General features: G+C 75.6%; 20 protein-coding genes and 1 tRNA gene. 12 read left to right on the top strand and 9 right to left on the bottom strand.

All coding sequences use genetic code 11. From position 1 onward, the window contains the following. Positions 1–188 precede the first annotated feature (188 nt). The 8 genes from ACFVNO_RS17350 to ACFVNO_RS17315 all read left to right on the top strand — a co-directional run bounded on the left by ACFVNO_RS17350 (position 189) and on the right by ACFVNO_RS17315 (position 5799). Complete coding sequence (locus ACFVNO_RS17350; RefSeq protein WP_378893705.1) at positions 189–800, top strand: hypothetical protein; 612 nt, start codon at positions 189–191, stop codon at positions 798–800. A gap of 98 nt (positions 801–898) precedes the next feature. After that, the gene (locus ACFVNO_RS17345) at positions 899–2737 is read left to right on the top strand and encodes a DUF2510 domain-containing protein (protein ID WP_378893702.1); all 1839 of its coding nucleotides are present in this window, start codon (positions 899–901) and stop codon (positions 2735–2737) included. An 85-nt stretch (positions 2738–2822) separates the two neighbouring features. Next, on the top strand, positions 2823–3461 hold the full coding sequence (gene orn / locus ACFVNO_RS17340) for an oligoribonuclease (RefSeq protein WP_220562754.1): 639 nt from the start codon (positions 2823–2825) through the stop codon (positions 3459–3461). Between the two features lie 67 nt (positions 3462–3528). Further along, a tRNA-His gene (locus ACFVNO_RS17335) sits at positions 3529–3604 on the top strand. Between the two features lie 210 nt (positions 3605–3814). After that, on the top strand, positions 3815–4189 hold the full coding sequence (locus ACFVNO_RS17330) for an ArsR/SmtB family transcription factor (RefSeq protein ID WP_378893698.1): 375 nt from the start codon (positions 3815–3817) through the stop codon (positions 4187–4189). After that, a complete protein-coding gene (locus ACFVNO_RS17325) occupies positions 4144–4629 on the top strand; it encodes an SRPBCC domain-containing protein (protein WP_378893695.1) in 486 nt (161 codons plus the stop codon). Before ACFVNO_RS17330 ends, ACFVNO_RS17325 begins: the two co-directional genes overlap by 46 nt. After that, positions 4626–5249 (top strand): dihydrofolate reductase family protein, encoded by a 624-nt coding sequence (locus tag ACFVNO_RS17320; protein WP_378893692.1) that lies wholly within the window; start codon positions 4626–4628, stop codon positions 5247–5249. Before ACFVNO_RS17325 ends, ACFVNO_RS17320 begins: the two co-directional genes overlap by 4 nt. A 124-nt stretch (positions 5250–5373) precedes the next feature. Beyond that, the gene (locus tag ACFVNO_RS17315; protein ID WP_378893689.1) at positions 5374–5799 is read left to right on the top strand and encodes an SRPBCC family protein; all 426 of its coding nucleotides are present in this window, start codon (positions 5374–5376) and stop codon (positions 5797–5799) included. Between the two features lie 32 nt (positions 5800–5831). On the opposite strand, the gene ACFVNO_RS17310 is transcribed toward ACFVNO_RS17315, so the two are convergent. Both ACFVNO_RS17310 and ACFVNO_RS17305 read right to left on the bottom strand, forming a co-directional pair. Beyond that, positions 5832–6092 (bottom strand): hypothetical protein, encoded by a 261-nt coding sequence (locus ACFVNO_RS17310; RefSeq protein WP_378893686.1) that lies wholly within the window; start codon positions 6090–6092, stop codon positions 5832–5834. Then, complete coding sequence (locus ACFVNO_RS17305) at positions 6089–6856, bottom strand: thioesterase (protein ID WP_378893683.1); 768 nt, start codon at positions 6854–6856, stop codon at positions 6089–6091. The genes ACFVNO_RS17310 and ACFVNO_RS17305 overlap by 4 nt, the downstream gene beginning before the upstream one ends. 226 nt (positions 6857–7082) lie before the next feature. Between ACFVNO_RS17305 and ACFVNO_RS17300 the strand changes: the two genes are divergently transcribed. Next, positions 7083–7952: a DUF3592 domain-containing protein gene (locus tag ACFVNO_RS17300; RefSeq protein ID WP_378893680.1), complete on the top strand. Its 870-nt coding sequence runs from the start codon at positions 7083–7085 to the stop codon at positions 7950–7952. Between the two features lie 166 nt (positions 7953–8118). Here ACFVNO_RS17300 and ACFVNO_RS17295 read toward each other — a convergent pair whose 3' ends face one another. Continuing rightward, positions 8119–8880, bottom strand: coding sequence for a TetR/AcrR family transcriptional regulator C-terminal domain-containing protein (locus ACFVNO_RS17295; protein WP_355265408.1), 762 nt, complete (start codon positions 8878–8880; stop codon positions 8119–8121). A gap of 487 nt (positions 8881–9367) precedes the next feature. On the opposite strand from ACFVNO_RS17295, the gene ACFVNO_RS17290 reads away from it, so the two are divergent. Together ACFVNO_RS17290 and ACFVNO_RS17285 are read left to right on the top strand one after the other, a co-directional pair. After that, complete coding sequence (locus tag ACFVNO_RS17290; RefSeq protein ID WP_355265411.1) at positions 9368–10492, top strand: hypothetical protein; 1125 nt, start codon at positions 9368–9370, stop codon at positions 10490–10492. A 422-nt stretch (positions 10493–10914) separates the two neighbouring features. Then, complete coding sequence (locus ACFVNO_RS17285; RefSeq protein ID WP_378893675.1) at positions 10915–14082, top strand: NB-ARC domain-containing protein; 3168 nt, start codon at positions 10915–10917, stop codon at positions 14080–14082. Between the two features lie 87 nt (positions 14083–14169). On the opposite strand, the gene ACFVNO_RS17280 is transcribed toward ACFVNO_RS17285, so the two are convergent. The 5 genes from ACFVNO_RS17280 to ACFVNO_RS17260 all read right to left on the bottom strand — a co-directional run bounded on the left by ACFVNO_RS17280 (position 14170) and on the right by ACFVNO_RS17260 (position 19286). Next, positions 14170–14883, bottom strand: coding sequence for a DUF2071 domain-containing protein (locus ACFVNO_RS17280; protein ID WP_355265417.1), 714 nt, complete (start codon positions 14881–14883; stop codon positions 14170–14172). A 161-nt stretch (positions 14884–15044) separates the two neighbouring features. Continuing rightward, positions 15045–15968, bottom strand: a complete 924-nt coding sequence (locus tag ACFVNO_RS17275) for an ornithine cyclodeaminase family protein (protein WP_378893672.1) — start codon at positions 15966–15968, stop codon at positions 15045–15047. Continuing rightward, a complete protein-coding gene (locus tag ACFVNO_RS17270) occupies positions 15965–17317 on the bottom strand; it encodes an MFS transporter (RefSeq protein ID WP_355265423.1) in 1353 nt (450 codons plus the stop codon). Before ACFVNO_RS17270 ends, ACFVNO_RS17275 begins: the two co-directional genes overlap by 4 nt. Positions 17318–17486: 169 nt before the next feature. After that, a complete protein-coding gene (locus ACFVNO_RS17265) occupies positions 17487–18179 on the bottom strand; it encodes a GntR family transcriptional regulator (protein WP_378893669.1) in 693 nt (230 codons plus the stop codon). A 159-nt stretch (positions 18180–18338) separates the two neighbouring features. Next, positions 18339–19286, bottom strand: a complete 948-nt coding sequence (locus ACFVNO_RS17260) for a helix-turn-helix domain-containing protein (protein WP_378893666.1) — start codon at positions 19284–19286, stop codon at positions 18339–18341. A gap of 646 nt (positions 19287–19932) precedes the next feature. Between ACFVNO_RS17260 and ACFVNO_RS17255 the strand changes: the two genes are divergently transcribed. Further along, positions 19933–20148, top strand: a complete 216-nt coding sequence (locus ACFVNO_RS17255; protein ID WP_220562777.1) for a hypothetical protein — start codon at positions 19933–19935, stop codon at positions 20146–20148. 147 nt (positions 20149–20295) lie between these two features. On the opposite strand, the gene ACFVNO_RS17250 is transcribed toward ACFVNO_RS17255, so the two are convergent. After that, positions 20296–21306, bottom strand: coding sequence for a hypothetical protein (locus ACFVNO_RS17250; RefSeq protein ID WP_378893663.1), 1011 nt, complete (start codon positions 21304–21306; stop codon positions 20296–20298). Positions 21307–21507: the final 201 nt, after the last annotated feature.

The raw sequence follows: 21507 nt of genomic DNA, 5'->3' as shown, positions 1-21507 counted from the left end.
GTTTTTGTTTAACACCCCCTGCGGCGGGGCTCGGGGGGGGGGCCCCCGGGCCCCGGGCGGGGGGGGGGGGCGGCCGCGGCCCCCCCCCCCCCCTCCGGGCTTCCACGGGTCCGGGGACTCCATGGACTTCTCCGACCGTCCGGCGTACACAGAGAGGGCCGGGAACGACGGACCCCTGGGGGAGTGCGATGCCCGAGGCGTGGATGCCCGAGGCCGAGCGGATCGACGGCGGCCGGGCGCACTCCCCGCCCGGGACCGGCGCCCCGCGCGCCGTGTGGACCGTGACCGGGACGGATCCGGCCGTGCGGTCGGCACGGGCGGAGGCCGGGCTGCTGGTGTCCGCGGGGCGGACCGTGCACCTGGTGTGGAACCCGCTGACGGGCGACACCGTCCAGATCCTGCCCGCGACCCGGCGGGCCTCCCCCTCCCCCGGCTCCACCCACCACTACGGGCTGCGCGTGGACCACGGCGACGAGGGGCGGGTGTGCCTGGTCGTCGCCGTGGTCGCCCACCGGTCCGCGCCCTTCACCCGCGGCCCGATGCGCGGCCGGGCCGCGCTGCTGGCCTGGCTCGGCTCCTGGGGTGTTCCGCGGACCTGGCCCGCGGGAACGCCCGGCGCCGGGGCCGCCCCGCCACCGGAGCGGGAACGGGCCTGGGCCCGGGGCGGCCACTTCGGCCACGACCAGGTACCGGGCTCGGCCGACCCGGGGCCGGGCCGCCTGGACACCGCCCGGCTCCTCGCCGGGGACGACCGGGTCCCCTCCCCGCGACCGGAGCCGGAACACCCGGTCACCGACTGAACACCCGGGGCGATGGCCTGCGGCGGGATGCCCCGGCGGACCCGGGAATCGGGATCCACTGGTCGAGCAGAGTTCCGAAACCCCTTAGTCTGACCCCCATGGGTGGATCTATCGAGCCGGGTTGGTACGCGGACCCGCAGGGCGACGCGCGAACGCTCAGATGGTGGAACGGCGACGAGTGGACGCGGCACACCCGCTCCCTGGATGAACTCCAAGGTGGCGGGGCCGACGACGACGAAGAGGCCGCCACCGCCTACCTCGGCGGGCCCGGCGGCCCCCCGTCCGACGACGAGCCCGGAACCGTGCGCCTGGGCCCCTCCCCCGGGGCCGTCGACGACGATCTCGGCACCATGCGCATCGACCCCTCCTGGGGACGGGACGCGGCGCACCCCCCGGTCGACGACGAGCCCGGAACCGTGCGCCTGGGCCCCTCCACCCCCGTCGGCCCCCCGCCGAGCGCCCCCGTGGACGACGAGCCCGGCACCGTCCGCATCAACCCCGGCCGGCCCTCCACCTCCGACGAGGAGCCCACCGCGGACCTCAGCGACGGCGCGACCATGCGCGTCACCCCCGGCACCGCCTCCCCCCGCCCCCAGGGGGGCGTCAACGACGGCGCCACCATCCGCGTGTCCCCCGGCGACCTGCCCGGCCGCGGTGAGGAGCCCCCCACCGCCGACCTGAGCGACGACCTGCCCACCGCCGACCTCACCGGTTCCGGCGCGGCCCCCGGCACCGGCTCCCCGGGCGGGACCCGGGTCTTCGAGCCCGGGGAGATCGGCGAAGCCCCGGGCACCCGCGTCTTCGACCCGTCCGACGCCGGCGGGACCTCCGGCACCAGGGTGTTCACCCCCGGTGGCGGCGGCGAGCCCGGCGGCACCGCCGTGTTCGACCCCAACGACCCGATGTTCTCCGGCGGCGCCCCCGAGGGCGACGAGGACGAGGGCGGCAAGAAGGGCGGCCGCTTCAACAAGCTGCTGGGCAGCCTCAAGGAGGGCTGGAGCGACCTCTCCGAGGAGCGCCGCGAGCAACGCCGCGTGGCCGAGGAGGAGGCCGCCAAGCGCCGTGAGGAAGAGGCCAAGCGCCAGGCCGAGGAGGCCGCCAAGCGCGCGGAGGAGGACCGCAAGCGCGCCGAGGAGGAGGCCGAGCGCCAGGCCGAGGAGGCCGAGCGCCGCGCGGAGGAGGAGCGCAACCGCCCTCCGGGGGCCGCGCCGGCCGCCCCCGCCGCGGGGACCCCGGGCGTCCCGCTCCCGGGAACCCCGGCCCCCGGGGCGCCCGTTCCGGGAACCCCCGGGCACCCCGCTCCCCCGGCCTCCCCGCCGGCTCCGGCCGAGGGCACCCCGTGGACCCCGGGCCGCCCGGACGCCTCCCGCCAGGCTCCCCCGCCGCACGCCGCACCGCCTTCGGGCCCCCAGCCGGGGTACCCGCCGACCGGCGGCCGCCCGGGCTACCCGCCCTCGGGCCCCCAGCCGGGCCACCCGCGCCAGTCGGGACCCCAGCAGGCGTACCACCGCCCGCCGCAGCCGCCGCCGGGCGGCTACCCGCCGCCGTTCCCGCCGCCCCAGCAGATGAACCGCCCCCCGGGGCGCCCGCCGCAGGGCCCGCCCCCGATGAACCGGCCCGGCCCGCCCCCCGGCTACCCGCCCGCGGGTCCGCGCGCCGGGGTCCCGGGCGGTCCGCCCGCGCCCCACGGCGGCCCCCAGCCCCCCTGGGGCCCGCACCCGGGCGCCCCGGGCCACCAGCCCTACCCGGCCCCGCCGCCCCAGCCCCAGCCGCCCAAGAAGAAGGGCGGCTGCGGATGCGGCTGCTTCACCTTCCTGCTGATCCTGCTGGTGGTCCTGGGCCTGGTCGTCGTCCAGTTCTGGGGCATCTGGGACTGGCTGTACCTCATCGGCGTCGGTGAGCCCCCGGGCGTCTCCGACCCCTTCATCTGGGACTGACCGCGTCCCGCCGCGGGGCGGCCTCCGCCGGAGGCCGCCCCGCGGCGTGTCCGGGCCCCCGCCCCCGAAGCCCTAAGCTGGCCGTATGAACGACAGTTTGGTGTGGATCGACTGCGAGATGACGGGCCTCGACTTCGAGAACGACGCGCTGATCGAGGTGGCCTGTCTGATCACCGACGGGGAGCTCAACATCCTCGACGAGGGCATCGACGTCGTGATCAAACCCCCGCAGGCCGCGCTGGACGCCATGGGCGACTTCGTGCGCGACATGCACACCACCTCCGGGCTGCTCGCCGAGCTCGACAAGGGCGTGACCCTCCAGGAGGCCGAGGACGCCGTCCTGGAGCACATCCGCCGCTACGTCCCCGAGCCGGGCAAGGCCCCGCTGTGCGGCAACTCCATCGCCACCGACCGCACCTTCCTCGCCCGCGACATGAAGCGGATCGACGAGCACCTCCACTACCGCATGGTCGACGTCTCCTCCATCAAGGAGCTGCTGCGCCGCTGGTACCCGCGCGTCTACTACGCGAGCCCGGACAAGAACGGCGGCCACCGCGCCCTCGCCGACATCACCGAGAGCATCCGTGAGCTGCGTTACTATCGCGCCGCCGCGTTCGTCCCCGAGCCGGGCCCGAACTCCGCCACGGCCCGCGCCATCGCCGCCGACGTGGTCGCCGGCGGCACCGGCCGCGTGGAGCCGCGCGAGGACGCTCCGGAAAACTGATCGAAGCACTCCCGGGAATCCGCTAAGATCTCATACGTACGCAGGGCCGCGAGGCCCGGCGCACATGGTGGGTGTAGCTCAGCTGGCAGAGCACTTGGTTGTGGTCCAAGAAGTCGCGGGTTCAAGTCCCGTCACTCACCCCACGAGCGAAAGCCCCTGACCGGCGCGAAAGCGCAAAGGCCAGGGGCTTTCGCGTTCCCGGGGTGCACCGGCGCGCGGGCCTCCATGCCGGGAAGGCCCCGGAGCACCGCCCACCATCCTCCCCGAGTCGGCCTCCGGAACGGAACCGAAGGCCGGCCTCCACGAAAGGTCTCCTCTTGAGCCGGGTCCTCCGTCTTGCAATACTTAGCCACATGGCTAAGTATGGTGCTCTGGACGAGGTCTTCGCGGCACTCTCCGATCCGACCAGGCGTGCCGTGATCCGGCGCCTGGGCCGAGGTCCTGCGAGCGTGGGGGAACTGGCGGAGCCGTTCCCGATGACGCTGCCGTCGTTCACGAAGCACGTGCGCATGCTGGAGAACAGCGGGCTGATCCGCACACACAAATCCGGCAGGGTGCGCACGTGCACACTCGACCGCGACCGCCTGTCACTCGTGGAGGACTGGCTCACCGAACAGCGGGCCCTGTGGGAGCGGCGCACCGACCGCCTCGAACAGTTCGTCACCGACCACCAGGAGGACCGATGCCCCCGATCGACGCCCGGCTCGACCTCGAACTCGACCGGCTGATCCGCGCCCCGCGCGCCGACCTCTGGCGCGCGTGGACCGAACCGGCACGGCTGGAGCGGTGGTGGGTGCCCGCGCCCGCCGTCGCCCGCGTCGACCGCCTCGACGTCCGTCCCGGCGGCGCGTTCGTGACCAGCATGAGCGATGACGGCCGGGCCTTCCTACCGCACACGGACTCGGTCTTCCTCGTCGTCGAACCGCAGGAGCGGCTCGTCTTCACCAATGCGATCACCGGTGCCTGGCGTCCCGCCGCGCCCGCGCCCGTGGCGATGACCGCCGAGATCACGTTCACCGACCATCCCGAGGGCACCGACTACAGAGTGGTCGTGCGGCACGGCGACCCGGCCGACCGCGACCGCCACGAGGAACTCGGCTTCTTCGACGGCTGGGGGTCGGTCACGGACGGACTCGCGGCACTCACGGAGAAGGAGGCGGCGGAATGAGGATCGCCATCACCCAGTTCGTCACCCTCGACGGCGTTTCCCAGGGGCCGGGGTCGGCCGATGAGGACCCCAGCGGCGGGTTCGTCCGCGGCGGCTGGTTCGTTCCCTACCTGGACGAGGCCTTCGTCCGACAGGCCTCGGACTGGCTCGACCTCGCCGACGGGCTGCTGCTCGGCCGCCGCACCTACGAGGCGTTCGCCCGCGACTGGCCCGAGATCGCCGAACCCGACCCGTTCACCGGGCGGATGAACGCCCTGCCCAAGTACGTCGTCAGCAACACCCTCGGCGAGGCGGGGTGGAATCCGACCACCGTCCTGCGCGGCGACATCACCGAGACGGTCGGCGCGCTGAAAGCCGGCCCCGGCCGCGAGGTACAGGTGCACGGCAGTGCCCGCCTGGCCGCCTCCCTCCTCGACGCCGGACTCGTCGACACGCTCCGCCTCGCCGTCGCCCCGGTGGTCATCGGCCAGGGGCGGCGTCTCATCACCGGGGACGCGGACCTCGGCCTCCGGCTGATCGGACAGCGGACCACACCCTCGGGGCTCGTGATCCTCGAATACGAGGTCGCCGGTCGCGCGCCGCTCGCCGACTACCCGGGCGTGGAGCCGCTCACCCGGTAACCGACGGCGGGCCCGGGACCCGCCCCGCCTCGGGCCGGAGATCCCGGTGCCGTCACCCGGACCGGCGTAGGGTCGGTGTACACCGGGTCCGGAGGATGCGGGTCCCCGGCGAGGAGGCTCCGACATGCGGTTCGAGAAGTCCGTCGAGATCCAGGCGCCCCGGCAGCGCGTCTGGGACGTACTGAGCGACATCGAGGCGTGGCCGCGCGTCGTGCGGCTGGTGGAGGTGGCCGAGATCGTGTCACCGCCCCCGCTGGCCAGGGGCGGCACCGTGCGCCTCCGGGAGCACCGGCTGCCCGAGGGCCTGTGGGACGTCACCTCCTGGAACGCCCCCGTCTCCTTCGAGCTGACGCAGCGGGCCGGCGGCGTCACGACCGTCGCCCGCCACCGCGTCGACGCCCTCGGCGCGGACCGCTCCCGCCTGACCCTGGACCTGGAGATGCGCGGGCTGATGGTGTCGATCGTCGGCGTGTTCTTCCGCAAGGCCACCCGGAACCACCTGGACCAGCAGGCCCAGGACCTCAAACGCGCCGCCGAGGTCACCCCCTAGTCACCGCACCGCCGCACCGCGGCGCGGCGGGGCTACCCCTCCGGCGTTTCGGCGGGGTCGGTGAGGCGGGCGGCGAGGCGGTAGTCCACGCGGACGTCGCGGTAGACCGTGCCGGTGCGGACGCCGTACGGGACGCCCGAGCGGTCGCTGCCCGCGGTGCCCTCGCCGTCCGGTTCGGTGCGGGTGCGCGACACGACCTCGGGCACCTCGTGGAAGGTCAGCTCGTCGGCGCGGACGCCGGCGGTGATCTCCACGTCGGGGTCGGGTACGGCGTCTCCGCCCGTGCCGTTCACTTCCGGCCCCCGGAGCCGGAGGACTTCCCGCGGGAGCCGCCCCTGCCGCCCTTGCGGCCGCCCTCCCCGCCGTCCTTGTCGTCCTTGCTGTCCTTGCCGTCGCCGCCGACCGCGTTCCCGGCGGCCCGGCCCGCCTCCTTCAGGGTGTCCCCCGCGTCGTCGCCCACGCCTTCCACGGCCTTCCCGGCCCCGCCGCCCACGTCCCGGACGGCGCCGCCGGCCCCTCGGCCGACGTCCTCCACCGCGTTGCCGGCGCCCTGCCCGACGTCCTCGACCGCGCTCCCGGCGCCCCTGCCCACGGCTCCCACGGCCTCGCCCGCGCCGCCCGCCACCTGTTCGAGCGAGGACCCCACGCCCCGCGTCACCTGTTCCAGGATCTGCGGGTTGGCGTCGATGGTCTCCAGCACGCGCGTGATGATGTCGCGGACGTTGTCGAGCCGGACCTTGAGCAGGGCCTGGGCCTCGACGCCCTTGATGGTGAGGTGGACGCGGCCGAGCCCGACGTCCGCGCCGACCTTGAGTTTGAGCAGGTCCAGCACCTCCGCGTGGAGGGACACCGAGGCCACGAGGTTCTCCACCTCGAGGTCGATCTCGTCGACCTTCACCACCGGGACGTCGAGGAGCACGTCGGTGTCCTCGGGGTCGCGGGCGGTCACGGCGTCCTCCGTGCGGTCGGCGTCCTCCGCCGTGTCGCGTGCGGAGGCCGTCCCCTTCCCGGTGCTCCGACCGCCGCTCTTCCCGCTCCCCTGCGTACTCCGGTTCATCGCTCCCGCACCTCCCGGACGGCCCGGCGCGTTCCCGCGGCCGCCCTCGCCCGAACGGCATCCCGTGTGTTCCGTTCGGCCCCGTGGGCCATGGGCGCCCTCTACCCCCAGCCCTCGGCGGGAAACGAAACCCCAGTTCAGGCCGGACCAAAGGCATACATAGGATGTTTCGGTCCCACTTTCTCGCGGGCGCGGCGCACCGCGTCCGCCCACTGCGGAGGCACCGGTGAGCACCATCGACCCCTCGGCCGCGCGCGAGGACCGCCGGCGCCGCCAGGCCGGGAGCGCGGGCTCCCTGGCGGGCACGGTGGCCGCCGGCGCGTTCCTCACCGCCTCCGGAGCGGTGGCCGGGTACGCCGCCGCGGCGTTCTGCGACCGGTTCCGCGTGATGATGGTCAACAGCGTCTTCTCCGACACCGAGTCGACCATGGCCGTGTGGACCACCCCCTTCGCCGTCGTCGGCTCCCTCGTCGCGTTCGCCCTGTACACGCGCTGGAACCACCGTTACTCGGGGTCGACGGCCGGTTTCGTCGGCGCCGGCCCCGCACCGCTGTGGCTGCTGGGCGCGGCCGCGGCCCTGTGGTGGGCGACCACGGCGGCGTGGGCGCCGGCCGATGTGGTGGGCACCGCCTACGACCCGGTGTTCGGCCGGCACGAGGAGTGGGGCGTCGGAGCCTGGGTCTGGTACACCATGCGGTGGTGGCTCCCGGGGACCGTGACGCTGCTGCTCCTGTCGTCGGCCGCGGTCGGCGTCCGGGCGCGGATGCGCGAGCGCGGCCGCAGCAGGACCCTGGTCCGGATGCTGGCGGAACGGGAGCCCGTGGCGGGCGAGGTCACCGCGGTCCGCGGCCCGGCCTCCTCGAACGCCGAACGCGTCCCGGTGCGCTGGACCTTCGCCTTCACCGACGACCGGGGGCGGCGCCGGTGGGTGGAGCGGTCGGAGGTGTTCCCCCGGAACGCGGCGCCCGTGGCCGGCGCCCCCGTGCGGGTCCTGTTCGACGCGCGGAACCCGGACGACACCTCCCGCATCTTCGCCGCGGTGCGGGGCGGCACCGCGGTCGCGGACTACCTCCGGCCCCGGATGCCGACCGGCTGACGGCCGCGGTCGGCGTGGGCGGGGCGGGCGCCGTCGCCGTCCGCGCGGGCGCTCCCCGCCCGCGGCGAGGCCCGCAGGGCCCGGTCCCGTGTCACGCCGAGGACCCCGCCCCGCCCGGCCGTCCACTCCCGGGCGGGACGGGGGGCTCTGTCCCCGGGTGGCGCCGTCACCGCGTCTCCGCCGCCACGGCCCCCGGACCGGTGTCCCGGCCGGGGGAGGGCACCAGGCCGCCGCGGCGGCCCAGCTCGGCGATGATCTCGTCGACCGGGCGGCCCACGGGGGCGACGGCGACCAGGCCGCCGATGGCCGCGGTGAGCAGGAGGTGGGTGAAGACCTCGCCGGTGACGTAGGGCATCCGCGTGTAGGCGGCGCCCAGGGCGGGGTGTTCGGCGACGATCCGCTCCGCGGCCTCCTCCCGGCGCCTCCGGCCCTCGGGGTGGTCCTCGGCGGAACGGTGGTCCTCGGCCGCGGCCAGACCGATGGTCAGGGCCGCGGCGGCGTTGGTCAGGACCAGCGCGGCAGAGGTGTCGTAGCCGCGCCGTTCCAGCGCCGCCACCTCGGACATCATCAGGGCGGCCCCGGAGTCCCCGCGCGGGAAGACGCTCTGGAGGTAGTCGGCCAGCCCGGGGTGTTCGAGGGTGAAGCGGCGCAGCTGCGCGGAGAACCCGACCAGGTGCGCCTCGACGCCCTCCTGCGGGTCGTCGTCCAGCTCGAGGTCGGCGAGCAGGCTCTCGCCGACCAGCTGCTCCAGGCCCCAGCGGCCGTCGACGTGCCGGTACAGCGCCGCGGGCGTCACGCCCAGCCGGGCGGCGACGGCGCTCAGGCTCAGGTCCCGCATGCCCAGCTCGCGGCCGGCCGCGGCGATGTCGGCGACGTCGATGGTGGCGGGGCGCCCGCCGTTGCGGGCGAGGGGACCGCTACCGCTCACGAGTTCCGCCCTCCTGGCGCACGCCATTAGTGAAGCCCCTTAACAAAAGGGACTCTACCAAGCGCGGAACCCCGCGTCGAGGGCGTCCGGGACGGAACGAACATGAAGGAACCTCATATCCGGGAGGTTCCCGCACATGACGGAACCGGGTGGCCCGCTTCGGGGATCGGCGAACGAGGAAATCGAGAATCTTCCGAGTGCGCCCAAGGCTCCCCCGCTACCCGGGCACCCCCCGGCCCCACCACCCACACACGACCCTGACCTGCGGCGATACACCCGCCGCGCACGGGGCTCCGGATTACCGGGAACGGGCGACCGGTTCCGGACAGGGCCCCTGACCGGCGGATTCGAACTTTGCGTACCCGTACCCTTACAGAATGTCGTAGCCCTCGGGCATACTCCTTACCGTCGGGTCCCCCGTATGAACGAGACTCTCTCCCTCTGAAAGGGTCATGTGACTTCCGCGAGCGCCCTCCCCACATCCGCCGTGTCCGCCGAGTCCCTCGCCTTCCTCGACCGCGAGATCCGGAGGGCTCTCGCCGCCCGCGCGACGAACGGGGAGGAGTTGCGGCTCCAGGACGGACGGCGCATCCGCGGCGGCGAGGGCCCCCACGAGTACGTGTTCACCTGCCACCACTGGCGGGTCTCCCCCGACTCCGCCGGTTTCCTCGTCCGGTCCCCGGGCTCCACGGGGCCCTGGCACCCGGCCGAGGCCGTCCCCGCGCTGGGCGGGAGGGTGCACGTCACGACCACCGCGGACCTGGGCCCGCAGCCCGGTGACCTGCTGCTGCGCGACGCCGCCGTCCCCTCCCCCGGGGGGCCCGCCGAGCAGTCGGCCGAGCGGATCGAGGCGGCCGCCCTGCACCGGCGCTTCGGGGCGCTGGTCCCGCCCGAGACGCTCGCCGAGCGCCTGCACGAGGGGGTGCGCTCCCGCATCGAGGAACTGGACTCGCTGCTGGCCACCGCCCGGGGCCAGGCCGCCGCCCGCGACCGCCTGGCCAGGAAACAGGTCGCCGTCGACCGGGTCCGGTCCCGGCAGGAACGGGCCTCGGCGGAGGTGGCCCTGCGGGAGGCGGAGGCCCGGCGGGCCCGCCGGGCGCTGGAACGGGTGGAGAGGGGGCTGCGCTCGGTGCGCGCGCCCTCCGGTCCGTTCGCGGCGCGCCGGGCCGCCCGGATCGACCGGACGACGGCCCGGGCCCGGGAACTGCGTTCGACGCTGGTCACCGCCCTGCGCGAGTGCGAGACCGCCGTGGAGCGCCTCGCCGAGGCGTCCGGGGCGGTGGCGTTCCGCGTCCGGGAGCGCGACCGCGCGCTGGAGGCGACCCGCGGCCTTCCCCCGGCCCGGGTCCTGGCCGAGCGGATCGCCCGGGTGGAGCTCGAACTCCGGCGCCTGCGGCTCATGGAGGTGCCGCCCGCGCCGCCGCGCCCCCGCCCGCCGCTGGAGGACGCGCCGCGCCGGCCCGCGGTGCCCGAACCCGGCGTCCCGCTGGAGGACTACGCCCCGGTGCCGGCCGCCTACCGCCCGGCCCAGGACCCGCACCCGGTGGGGCACCCGTCCCGGCCGGGGGGCGTCCCGCCCGCGATCGAGGAGGACCCGGCGGCCGCCGCCTGACCCGCCGGGCCCGGACCACGCCCGCCCGTCCCCGGCACGCACCCCGGTGCGGATACGCGGGGACGGTGCCCCGGGCCGCATCCGCCCCTCCGCAGCGCGCACCTCGGTGAGGAGGCGGAGGAACGGCGCTCCGGCCCACGCCCACCCGGCCCCGGCCCGCGTCCGCCCCCGGGAACCTCCGGTGCGCCCCTGCGCCCCTGCGCCCCTGCGCCCCGTGGCCGTCCCGCCCCCGTGCCCGCTCCCGGCCGCCCGGCGCGACCGCACGGTTACCGCGCGGGGACGGGTCGGTGAACACCGCCCGCGCGCCCTTTCCCGCTCTGGACACCGGCCCGCCGAGCGCAGCAGGATCGGTTCCCCGGCGGCCGCCCGGACCCCGCGATCCCCGGCCCACAGAGGAATCCGGTGTCTTCGGGAGGGCGGACGTGGACGGCGAGGACCCCGCGGGCACGGTCGGCGCGCCCGGCCCTCGCCGCTGGCGGCCGATCGGGACCGGCCTGGGCGTCGGCGCCCTGCTGGCCCTGGGCCTGGGCACCGCGCTGCAGGGGTTCCCCGACCTGCTCCCGGACGGCGGGTGGTGGGTGGTGGCGCTCGCCATGGCCGGCAGCGGCGTGGCGGCCTCCGCCCAGGCCCTCCTCGACCGGCGGCCCGCCGCGCTCGAACCGCCCCGGGAGCCACCGGTGCGGCCCCGCCTGCCCGCGCCCGTCGACCACTTCACCGGGCACGCCGACCTCATGAAGAAGGTCCTGGACGCGTTCTCCCGCTTCCCCCGGCGCCGCGGCCGCCTGCGCCGGCGCCGGGGCGGGCCGCTGATCATCGCGATCACCGGGGAGGGCGGCACCGGCAAGAGCCAGTTCGTGTCCCAGGTCGTCTCCCGGGTGAGCGGCCGCTTCCCCGACGGGACCCTGGAGTTCGAGCTCTACGGCCCCGCGACCGAGCACCCGGATCCGGGCGGCGGCCCCGGCAGCGGTCCGGTGGTCCGCCGACCGGCGGAGATCCTCGCCGAGATGCTCCGCAAGGTCGGGGAGCGGGTGCCCGACGGGGCCTCCTCGGAGAGGCTGTCGGGACTGTGGAAGGACGCCTGCGGGCATCGCCGTGTGCTCCTGGTCCTCGACAACGCCAAGGACTTCGCGCAGGTGGAACCGCTTCTGCCCACCGGACCGGGGTGCGCGGTGCTCATCACGAGCCGCCGTGCCTTCCCGTCGTCCCCTCCCGTGGACATCCGGGAGCACCCGATGGGGAAGCTCTCCGACGAGGAGGGGCTGCTGCTGCTCGAACGGCTGGTGTCCGCGCGGTCCCGGCCGCTGTCGGACGAGGACCGCGCGGCGCTGCCGGAGCTGGCGGCCAGGTGCCACGGGTTCCCGTTCGCCCTGTGCCTGGTGGGGGCGCAGGCCACCGAGGCCACGGGGCCCGGCGCCGCCGCCCTGCTCCGCCGGATGAACGACCCGGAGCAGACCCTGACCGTGGCGGGGCCGGAGTCGATCGTCCGGTCGCTGGCGTTCGGCCTGCGCGAGTGCACCGAGGAGCAGCGGCGGCTGCTGTGGCTGCTGGCCGGCACCGGGGCCGCGACGTTCACGCCGTGGGTGGCCGCGGCGCTGCTGGACGTGGGGCCGGGCAGGGCGGTCGGCGTGCTGGACGAGCTGCGGCGCCGGTACCTGGTGACGTACCTGTACTCGGCGGCCGGACACGAGCACTTCCGGCTGCACGAGTACATGCGCGACTTCCTCGTGCGGCAGGGACCCCGGCTGTTCGGGGTGGCGGACGCGGACCGGGCGGCCTGGTCCCGCGCCCGGCGCCGCGAACTGGAGGAGGCGGTGCTGCGGCTGCTGCACGCCTACACGGAGAGGGCCGAGGAGGCCGCGCGGCGGGCCTCCCCGCACGAGTGGTCGTTCGGCCCGCCGCCCGGCCGGGAGGCGCCCGCGCCCGCGCCGGCGCACCCGCCCCTGTCCTGGATCCCGGATCCGCCCCCGCCCCCGGCCTCCCCCGAACCGGTGGCCTGGCTGGAGAGCGAACAGCGCGGCTTCGAGCTCTGCTTCTGGTGGACCGGACAGGGGCGGTTCTCCTCGGACGTCGCCGACCGCCGCGGGATCGCGGCGTACGGATGGCGGCTGCACCGCGCCTTCTCCCTGCTCTGCCGCACCGGCCGGATCCACTGGGATTCGATGCGGGACTCCACCGCCGGGGCGGTCGCCCTGGCTCTGGAGACGGGCGACCCCCTGGCCTGCGCGATCGCCCTGATCGACCGCGCCGAGGTGACCGGCGGGCACGGCGACCACCACACCGGGTACGAGCTCGCCCTGACGGCCTCGATGATCCTGGACTCCCTGGACGGTCCGGGGGTGGACCCGCGCTGGCGGGGCCGGGCCCACCGCGCCGTCGGCGTGAACCTGTACCGGCGCGGCGACCCGGACGACGGCCGGGCGGCGATCGACGCGGCCATCCGGGTCTTCACCGAGCACCGGGACACCTGGTGGCTGGTGCGGTCGCTGTGCAACCTGGCGGAGCTGTACCGCTTCCAGGGGCACCTGGAGGAGGCGCACGGGCGGCTCGCCCTCGCGGAGCGGGAGCTGCGGGGGCGCCCGGAGGACCCGGAGCAGTGGACCCGGGTCCGGCTCCAGCAGGGAGAGGTGCTGCGGCTGCGCGGCTTCGAGCTGCACGCCTGGTTCGTGCTGGAGCGCGGACGCCGCCGGATCGCCGACTCCCCCAACGGGGACTGGTACCACGCCCGCTACCTGCGGGCCCTGGGGCAGCTGCCGTCGCACTCCCTCAACTCCCAGGCCGGGGTGTGCGAGCTGTGGCTCGACCCCCGCCGTGAACGCGAGCGGCGCCGGATGGCCGCGAGGGACGGGCGCCGGCCGCGGGAGCAGGAGAAGCGGGTGTCCGCGCTGTTCTCCGGCGGGGTGCCGCCCGCCGCGGACGGGTCCGCGCAGGAGGGCGGGGCGTCCCTGCGGACGGTGTTGGAGGGGTGGTTCGGCTTCGACCGGGCCGGGCCCGGGGACCGGTCCGGCCCGGTCCGGTGGCTCTCCCGGTTCCGCCGCGGCGAACGGCTGCGGGACTCCTGGCAGGTGTCCGACCAGATCCTCCGGCTGGAGAGGGCCGAGCGGGTGTTCGGGGAGCTCGGCGACACCTGGGGCGTCATGCGCACCCGGCTGGTCCGGGGGCAGGTCCTGATGGAGAGGGACCGGGACGAGGGGAAGGAGGAGATGCTGGAGGCGGCCGAGGGCTTCCGGGAGCTGGGCGACAGGTGGTGGCACGCCCGGGCGCACCGTATGGCGGCCCAGGCGCTGCTCCGGGTCCGCCGGACGGCCGAGGCCGAGGAGTCGGCGCGGGTGGCGGTCGAGGGCTACCGGGGGCTGCGGCACCGCTCGGGGCGGCTGCGGGCCATGAAGGTCCTGGCCCAGTCCCTCGTGGGCCGCGACCCGCTGGCGGCGTGGCGGACCCTGAGGAGGGCCGAGCTGATCGCGGAGGAGGGGGCGCGGCTCGGCCACGCGGTGCCCGAGGGCCTGGTCAGGGAGATCCGGGACATGCTGGACGCCCTGGAGCACGGCTCCGGTCCCGCGCTGGGGAGCGCACCGCCCGACCGGGCCGCCTGACCCGCCGCGGCCCCGCTCCCCGGCCGGCGCCGGCGGCACCGCCCGCAGTGGTCGTGCCCTCTGCGCCGGTGGTTCCCGCCGCGCCGGTCACACCAGCGACACCGTGAACCCCGTGTCCGTGCCCGGCGACCACAGTGCCGAGACCGGCCGCTCGGTGAGCGGCTCCAGGCCCACCGCGCCCAGCAGGTCGCCCTCGTAGTGCAGGAACTCCGCCCGGTGCAGCGTCCAGGGACGGTGGTCGGCGCGCAGCCACCAGGTGCGTCCCAGGTGGCGGGTGTGCAGCCCCCACCGCGCGGTGAGGAAGTGCTCCAGCGGATCGGGCCGTTCCAGCGGTCCCCCCGCCCGGACCGCCCAGCGGCCGCGGGCCCGGCCGGGGGCGCGCCTGCGCACCGCCCCGGCGCGCAGGCCGTCCCGCCCCCGCACCAGGGAGATGTCGGACCACATGTACGGGAGCCCGGTGAGCACCCGCGCCGCCGCGACCGCGTGGGCGGCGTCGGCGTCCATGCTCAGGAACACCACTCCGCGGCGGCCGTGTCGGTCCACCGAGTACACGCGCACGTTCACCTCGTCGAACCCGCCGACGGGCACCGCCCCCGCCACCGAGTTGACGGGCATCCGGAAGGCGACCAGGCCCACGTGTGCGGTCCCGCGGAACAGGTCGGGCCGGGTGCCGGCGGGCAGCAGCGGGGCGACCCGCGCGGGATCCACCGGCCAGTGCAGGAAGACGACGTCGCTCCAGCGCTGGCGCAGCAGGACCGCTCCGGAACGCACCGGCGGGGAGTCCGGCGGCAGCTCCGGCACCCCGGCCGCCGCACCCCGTTCTCCCCGTTCTCCTCCGCCACCGCGCACAGGACCTCCCCGCCTCCAATGTGGCCCCTCCGGGACGCCGCGGCCCCGGACCGCCCCGCCCGGGGACGGCACCGGGACCGTACACCGGACGGCGGCGGGCGGCGCACCGGGGGTCAGAGCGCGGGGGCGACCCCCACCGCGACCGCGAGGTCCTGCCAGGACATCCCGGCGCCCTTGAACACGTTCGGGCGGTCGGTCGCGCGCCGCACCTCGCCCCGCACCAGCGGGGCCAGGCCGACCAGCGCGTCCTTGGAGAGCGCGCCCTCCGCGACGGCCATCACCACGTCGCCGCACTCGCGCATCGCGGTCCCGTGGTCCTCGACCGCCACCAGCGAGCGGCCCATCAGGGCGCCGTCGAGTTCGCGCCGGTCCGGCTCGTGGGAGCCGATGGCGACGACACACGCCCCGTCGCGCACCAGGGCGCCGTCGAACAGGGGCTCGGCCGCGGAGGTCGCGCACACGACGATGTCGGCGTCGGCCACGTCGGCCGCGGTCCCCGGCACCGCCGGGACCCCCCGGCCGACCAGTTCGGCGGCGGCCGCCGCGACCCGGCCGGGGTCGCGGCCCACCAGGCGCACGTCCGCCAGGTCGCGGATGCCCGCCATGGCCACGGCGTGCTCGACCGCCTGGGGCCCGTTGCCGAACACCACCAGCCGGGACGCCCCGGGGGCGGCCAGCCGGTCGGCCGCCACCGCGGAGGTGGCGGGGGTGCGCAGCGAGGTCAGGGCGACGCCGTCGACGAGCGCCCGCGGGGTCAGGGTGCGGGCGTCCATCAGCACGTAGACGGCCTGGATGCGCGGCAGTCCCAGGTCCGGGTTGCCGGGGGCCACGGAGGCCACCTTCACCCCGACCCACTCCCCCAGCGTGGAGGGCATCAGCAGCAGGTGCCCGGAGCCCGCGCCGGTGTTGGAGCGGGCGGGGTCCCCGGCGGGGTCGAACCCGTCCAGCAGGGCCCGCTCCACCAGTTCCCGGGCGCGGTCGGGGCCGATGCGGCGGGCGACCTCGGCGGCGTCGACGAAGGGCAGGCCGGCGGTCATGCCGCGGCCCCCTCTCCCTCGCGGGCCTCCCGCTCCTCGCGGGCGGTGATCGCCGCGGTCTCGCCGCGCACCACGCGGCCGGACACGGACACGGCGGCGATGGAGATGACGGCCAGCACCACCAGGTAGGAGGCGATGGGCCACCAGGCGCCGTCGAACCGGGAGAGCAGCCAGGTGGCCAGCAGCGGCGCGGTGCCGCCGGCCAGGGCGGCGCCGATCTGGTAGCCGAGGGTGACACCGGTGTAGCGGACCCGGGTGGAGAAGATCTCCGACATCAGGGTGCCCAGCGTGGCGGTGACCGGGGGCCACACGACGCCGAGGCTGATGACGACGGCGGCGTACACGGCCCAGTCGACGCGCAGGTCGAGCAGCATGAAGAACGGCGCGGCGAACAGGGCGATCAGCAGCGAGCCGACGAGGAAGACGCCGGGGCGGCCGAACCGGTCCGAGAGCGAGCCCATGAGCAGGATGGACAGGGTGCTGACGAAGGCGCCGACGCTCACCGCGTTCAGGACCGTGGCCTGCTCCATCTGCAGGGTGCCGGTGGCGTAGCTGACGACGAACGTCGCGAAGATGTAGAACGGGGCGGTCTCGACGACCTTGGCGCCGACGGCGACCAGGACGGAGCGCCAGTGGTCGCGCAGGGTGTCCTTGATGGGCAGCTTGGCGACGTTGCCGGTCTCCTTGGCCTCGCGGAAGGCGGGGGTCTCGTCCAGGCCCTTGCGGATCCACAGGCCGACGAACACCAGGATGAGGCTGGCGATGAACGGCAGGCGCCAGCCCCAGGACTCGAAGGCGTCGGCGGGCAGCATGCTGACCAGCGCGAACGCGATGGTGGACAGGAGCATGCCGATGGTGACGCCGGTCTGGGGCACGGAGCCGAAGAAGCCGCGGCGGTTCTTCGGGGCGTACTCGTAGGCGAGCAGCAGGGCGCCGCCCCACTCGCCCCCGATGGCCAGCCCCTGGATGACGCGGCAGGCGATGAGGAGCACCGGGGCCAGCACGCCGACCTGCGCGTAGGTGGGCAGCAGGCCGATGGCGACGGTCGAGGCGCCCATCAGGGAGAGGGTGATGACCAGGGTCTTCTTGCGGCCGATGCGGTCGCCGATGTGGGAGAAGACCACGCCGCCGAAGGGGCGGATGAAGAAGGTCAGGGACAGCGACAGGTACGACAGCAGCAGCGAGATGACGGGGTCGTCGCTGGGGAAGAACTGCTTGTCGAAGATCAGGGCCGCGGCGGTGGCGTACAGGAAGAAGTCGAACCACTCGATCGCGCTGCCGCTGAGGCTGCCGATGAGCACACGGCGGTTGGTGGCGGATCCGCCCACCACGCTCTGTTGTGAGGACACGCGGTCACTCCTCGGGTCGGGGCCCGACGTCGCGTGGGCCGATCAACCTGTGCAACGTACAATTGTACGTTGCACAAACGCAAGACCTGGGCATTCCCGACATGATGACAGTCCTGTGACGGTCGTATGACGGCCCGGCCCCGACCGCCCGGGCCGCGCCGTGCCGCCCTCAGTCCTCGTCGCGCCCGGCCCAGATCCCGCGCACGTGCCCGAGGTGGCGGCGCATCAGGTCCTCGGCACCCGTGCGGTCCCGGGCCTCGACCAGGTCCAGCAGCAGGTGGTGCTCCCGGGCCGTGGCCTCCAGGCGGCCCTCCTCGTACAGCCGGTGCAGCGCCGACAGCCGGGACAGGCCGCGCAGCCGCCGCACCTCCTCCACCAGCCGCCGGTTCCCGGCGATGGACAGCAGCTCCAGGTGGAAGGTCATGTCGGCGGCGATGAACTCCCGCAGCTCCCCGGTCCGGGCGGTCTCGTCCAGCCGGTCGGCGACCGGCCGCAGCGCGGCGACCTGCTCGGGGGCGGCGATCTCGGCGACCCGGCCGACCGTCGGCACTTCGAGGAGGGAGCGCAGCTGGAGGATCTCGTCCAGGTCGACGTCGCCCAGTTCCACCACCCGGTACCCGCGGTGGCGCAGGGTCTCCACCAGGCCCTCCTGGGTGAGCTCCATCATCGCCTCGCGCACCGGCGTCGCCGACACCCCGAGCCGCTCGGCCAGCGCGGGCGCGGAGTAGATCCGGCCCGGCTCCAGCTCTCCGGCCACCATCGCCTCGCGCAGCACGTCGACCACCCGCGAGCGCAGGCTCGGACGCGCGGCGAGCGAGCCCAGGACCGGGTTCCCGCGGCCCTCGGGCAGATCGACGCTCATGCCGTTCCCCTCAACTCGACGTCCGGGCTCCCAGGATGCCACTCCCGGCGGGGCCCCGGTCCGGAGGGGAGGTTCGCGGACCGCCCGGGAGGGCGCACGGGGGCACCGCCGCAAGGGCGGACACGGGCCCCGCGGCACCGCCCGGGGAGCGCGCCGCGCTCAGCCGCCCATCCCGGCCGCGGCCTCCTCGATGAGGGCCAGCGACTCCGCCGGCCCCAGGGCGTGCCCGGCGACGAGGTCGTCGAAGGCCGAGGCGTACTCCGCCACCGGCGCTCCCCCCTCCACGAGGCCGGCCCCGCCCGCGCCCTCCAGGTAGAGGACGTCGTCGAGGGGCCCGTCGAACGACATCAGGGTCATCGGGCCGCGCATCCCCGGGTGCACGCCCCTCCCGAAGGGGACGACCCGGACGTCGACCCCGTCCAGGGCGGCCTCCGCGGCCAGGCGGCGCAGCTGCGCGGGCATCAGGCCGGGGTCGGTGCCGGCGCCGACCCGGCGGCGGATCACCGCTTCGTCCAGCACGTGGACCCGGCGGGGCGCCCGGCCTCCCTCGTCCAGCCGCTCCCGGCGTTCGCGGCACAGGTCGGCGAGCGCGGCGGCGCCGTCCGCGCCGTTCCCGCCGCCGGCCGCGGGGTCCGCCCCGGGGCCGGCGTCGTCGCCTCCCGGGTACAGCAGCGGGGCGACGGCCCGGGCGTAGGCGGGGGTCCGCAGGAGGTCGGGGACGAACGCGTTGTGCGCCTGCCGGATCAGTGCGGCGCCCGCCTCGAAGCCGACCATGCGCAGGTGGTCGGCGGGCACCCCGGCGGCGCGGTACCGGCTCCACCAGCCCTCCCGGCCGGCGCACCGGTTGAGCGCCACGAGCCGACGGACCCGCTCCCCCTCGCCGAGCCCGTACAGCCGGAGCATCGCCTCCAGGTCGGTGCGGCTGATGGACTGCTTACCGCCCTCGATCCGGATGACCTTGGCCTGCGACCAGTCCAGCCGCTCGGCCACCTGCCGCTGCGTGCGCCCGCTCTCCCGGCGCAGGCGCACGAGCTCGCCGACCAGCAGGGCCCGCTGCACGACCGGCCCCTGGTCCGCGCCCGCGGCGCGCGCCGCCTCCTCCGCCACCCGGTGGAACCCACTCCCGAGAAAAGACCGACACCCTCACCGGAACGGGGTCCCCATCCCGTCGACATTGTTAACCGAACAACAAAAGTGACTGATGTCTGATTCTGCGCAAGTCGCCTTCTCCAGAGACATTACCGGACGACATTCACCCATGCCACCCCGCCATCCGCGACCTCGAATAACACTTCCCGGCATATCGGCATCACATGGAGTGATTGCACTCAGTCTGCGGGGTATCAATTTGTCAGCAAACATCACCGGAAGCGAAAATCGGAAAGGAGGTGGGCAGTGGGCCGCCCGACCGCGGCCCGCAGACACAGGAGGGCCGCCCCGGCGGACCCCGCGAACCTCTGCCTGCCCAGCGAAGGGTGTCGCGGTGACCCGCAGCGAAGCGGCCCCGCCGGACCGGTGAGGGTCCGGGTTCTCACAGGTTCCCCGGTCACGGACCGTCTGACAAGGGTGAGGACCGTTCCGCACGAGCGCGTCGGCCGACCGTCGAGGACACCCCCGTGCATTGCCGTGCCTCCAGAGACCGCCCCAGCCCCACCGGCCCCACGGCTCCCGTCGGGATCGAGGACCGTTATCAGTCCCGAACCGAACACGGAGCGCACCCCTGTCCAGCACGAGCAGTCCGAAAGGGGCGACCATGACCGAATCGCCGCCCGTCCCGCCACCCGAGCGGCCCGACTCCGAGGACCGGATCAGCCTCCGCGTCGCCGTCATCGCGACGCTGGGCGTCCTGTCCGGGGCCGTGGCCGGGTCCCTGACCTGGCTCGCCCACGGCAACGTCGCGAACGCCGCCCTCGTGGGCCTGGGCACCGTCGCGGCCGCGTACGTGTTCTTCCAGCGGATCATCCACTGAGGAACCGGAGCGGAGAGCCGGGCCCCGGCGCGGACCGTCCTACGCGCCGGGGCCCCTCCGCGTCCGGGGTCGGGAGCCGGGGGCCGCGGTCGGGGGGACGAGACCGCGGGACGTGAGTCGCGGGGCGGGCTGCGAACGCGGGCGGCCTCAGGGGCCGTCGGCCTCCAGGGACTCCGGGTGCCCGGCCCGGATGCGGCGGGCCACCTCGTCGAACCCGCTCCGCTCCAGGACCGCCACCTGGTCGCGGACGAAAGCGTCGCGCTCGGGCCCCGGGGCGAGGGAGTCGATCATCCCGCGCAGGATGGCCACCTGGACGTCCCGCTCGGCACCGCCGTGGTCGCCGTCCTCCTCGGCCGGCCACCAGTAGCTCTCGTACCCCTCGCCGTCCACGTCGCTGCCCGGTCCGGCGCCCGGGGCGTCCAGGTCCTCGTCGCCGTCGTCCTCCAGGTCCGCGGGCGGGGGCAGGGGCGCGTCGGCGGCGCGGGCGGGACGGACCGCGGGCAGGGGCGCCAGGTCGTCCTCGGCGACCCGGGCGGCCTCGCGCACCACACGGTCCTTGCGCAGGTCGGCCATCCGGCGCAGCCGGCCGGCGTCGCCCTCCGACAGCCGCAGCTCCACCTCGTCGGCCCACACCACGATCCCGCTGCCCAGGACCGCGTGCTCCACCGCCAGCCGGGCGGCCAGCTCGCACTCGGCCATGCCCTCGTCGGCGGGGTCGGTCTCGCGCACCAGCTCGGCGGCGCGGGTGACGACCGCCAGCACCGCCGGGCCCATGGGGTTGCGCAGCCGCAGGTCGACGGTGTTGGACCAGCGCCAGTGGACCACCGCGGAGAAGTGCAGGTCGTAGTCGTCGGCGGCGCTGGGCAGGGCGACCGGGCGGATCCGCCGGCCGTCCCGGGGGCGGGCGGGCGGCGCCGCGGCGGACCGGGTCCGGCCGCCGTCCCCGTCGGGGTCGGCCTCGGGTCCGGCCCCGGGCCCCTCGCCGGAGCGGCGGCCGGGCCGCGCGCCCCGGGCCGGGAGGAGGGCGCGGAGAGAACGGAGGGCGCGCGGTTCGAGGGCGACCGCGACCGCCAGGGACACGGGGATCCACAGCAGGCCCCACAGGCCGGTCAGGGGGTAGAGCGCCGCCGGGACGAGCACCGCGGCGATCGCGAGCACGACGGGACGGACGCGGATGACGGGGGCTACGGTGGGCCTCCTCTCGCACACGGCCGCTGGGAAGGGACGCGGGCCCGGGGGTAGGGTCACGGAACGCGGGCCCCGGGCCGTGCGCGCCGCCGACCGGGGACGTTCTCCGTATCGGACCAGTCTGCCCGAGATCCGGAGCGCGTGCGCCGCCCTCCGGGGTTCCGGCGCGGG

Origin of the sequence: Nocardiopsis sp. NPDC057823 (assembly GCF_042797335.1) — a bacterium.
GTDB classification, from domain to species: Bacteria; Actinomycetota; Actinomycetes; order Streptosporangiales; family Streptosporangiaceae; genus Nocardiopsis; species Nocardiopsis changdeensis.
The sequence above is the reverse complement of the archived record's forward strand: the minus strand, read 5'-3'. Positions and strand labels throughout refer to the sequence as shown.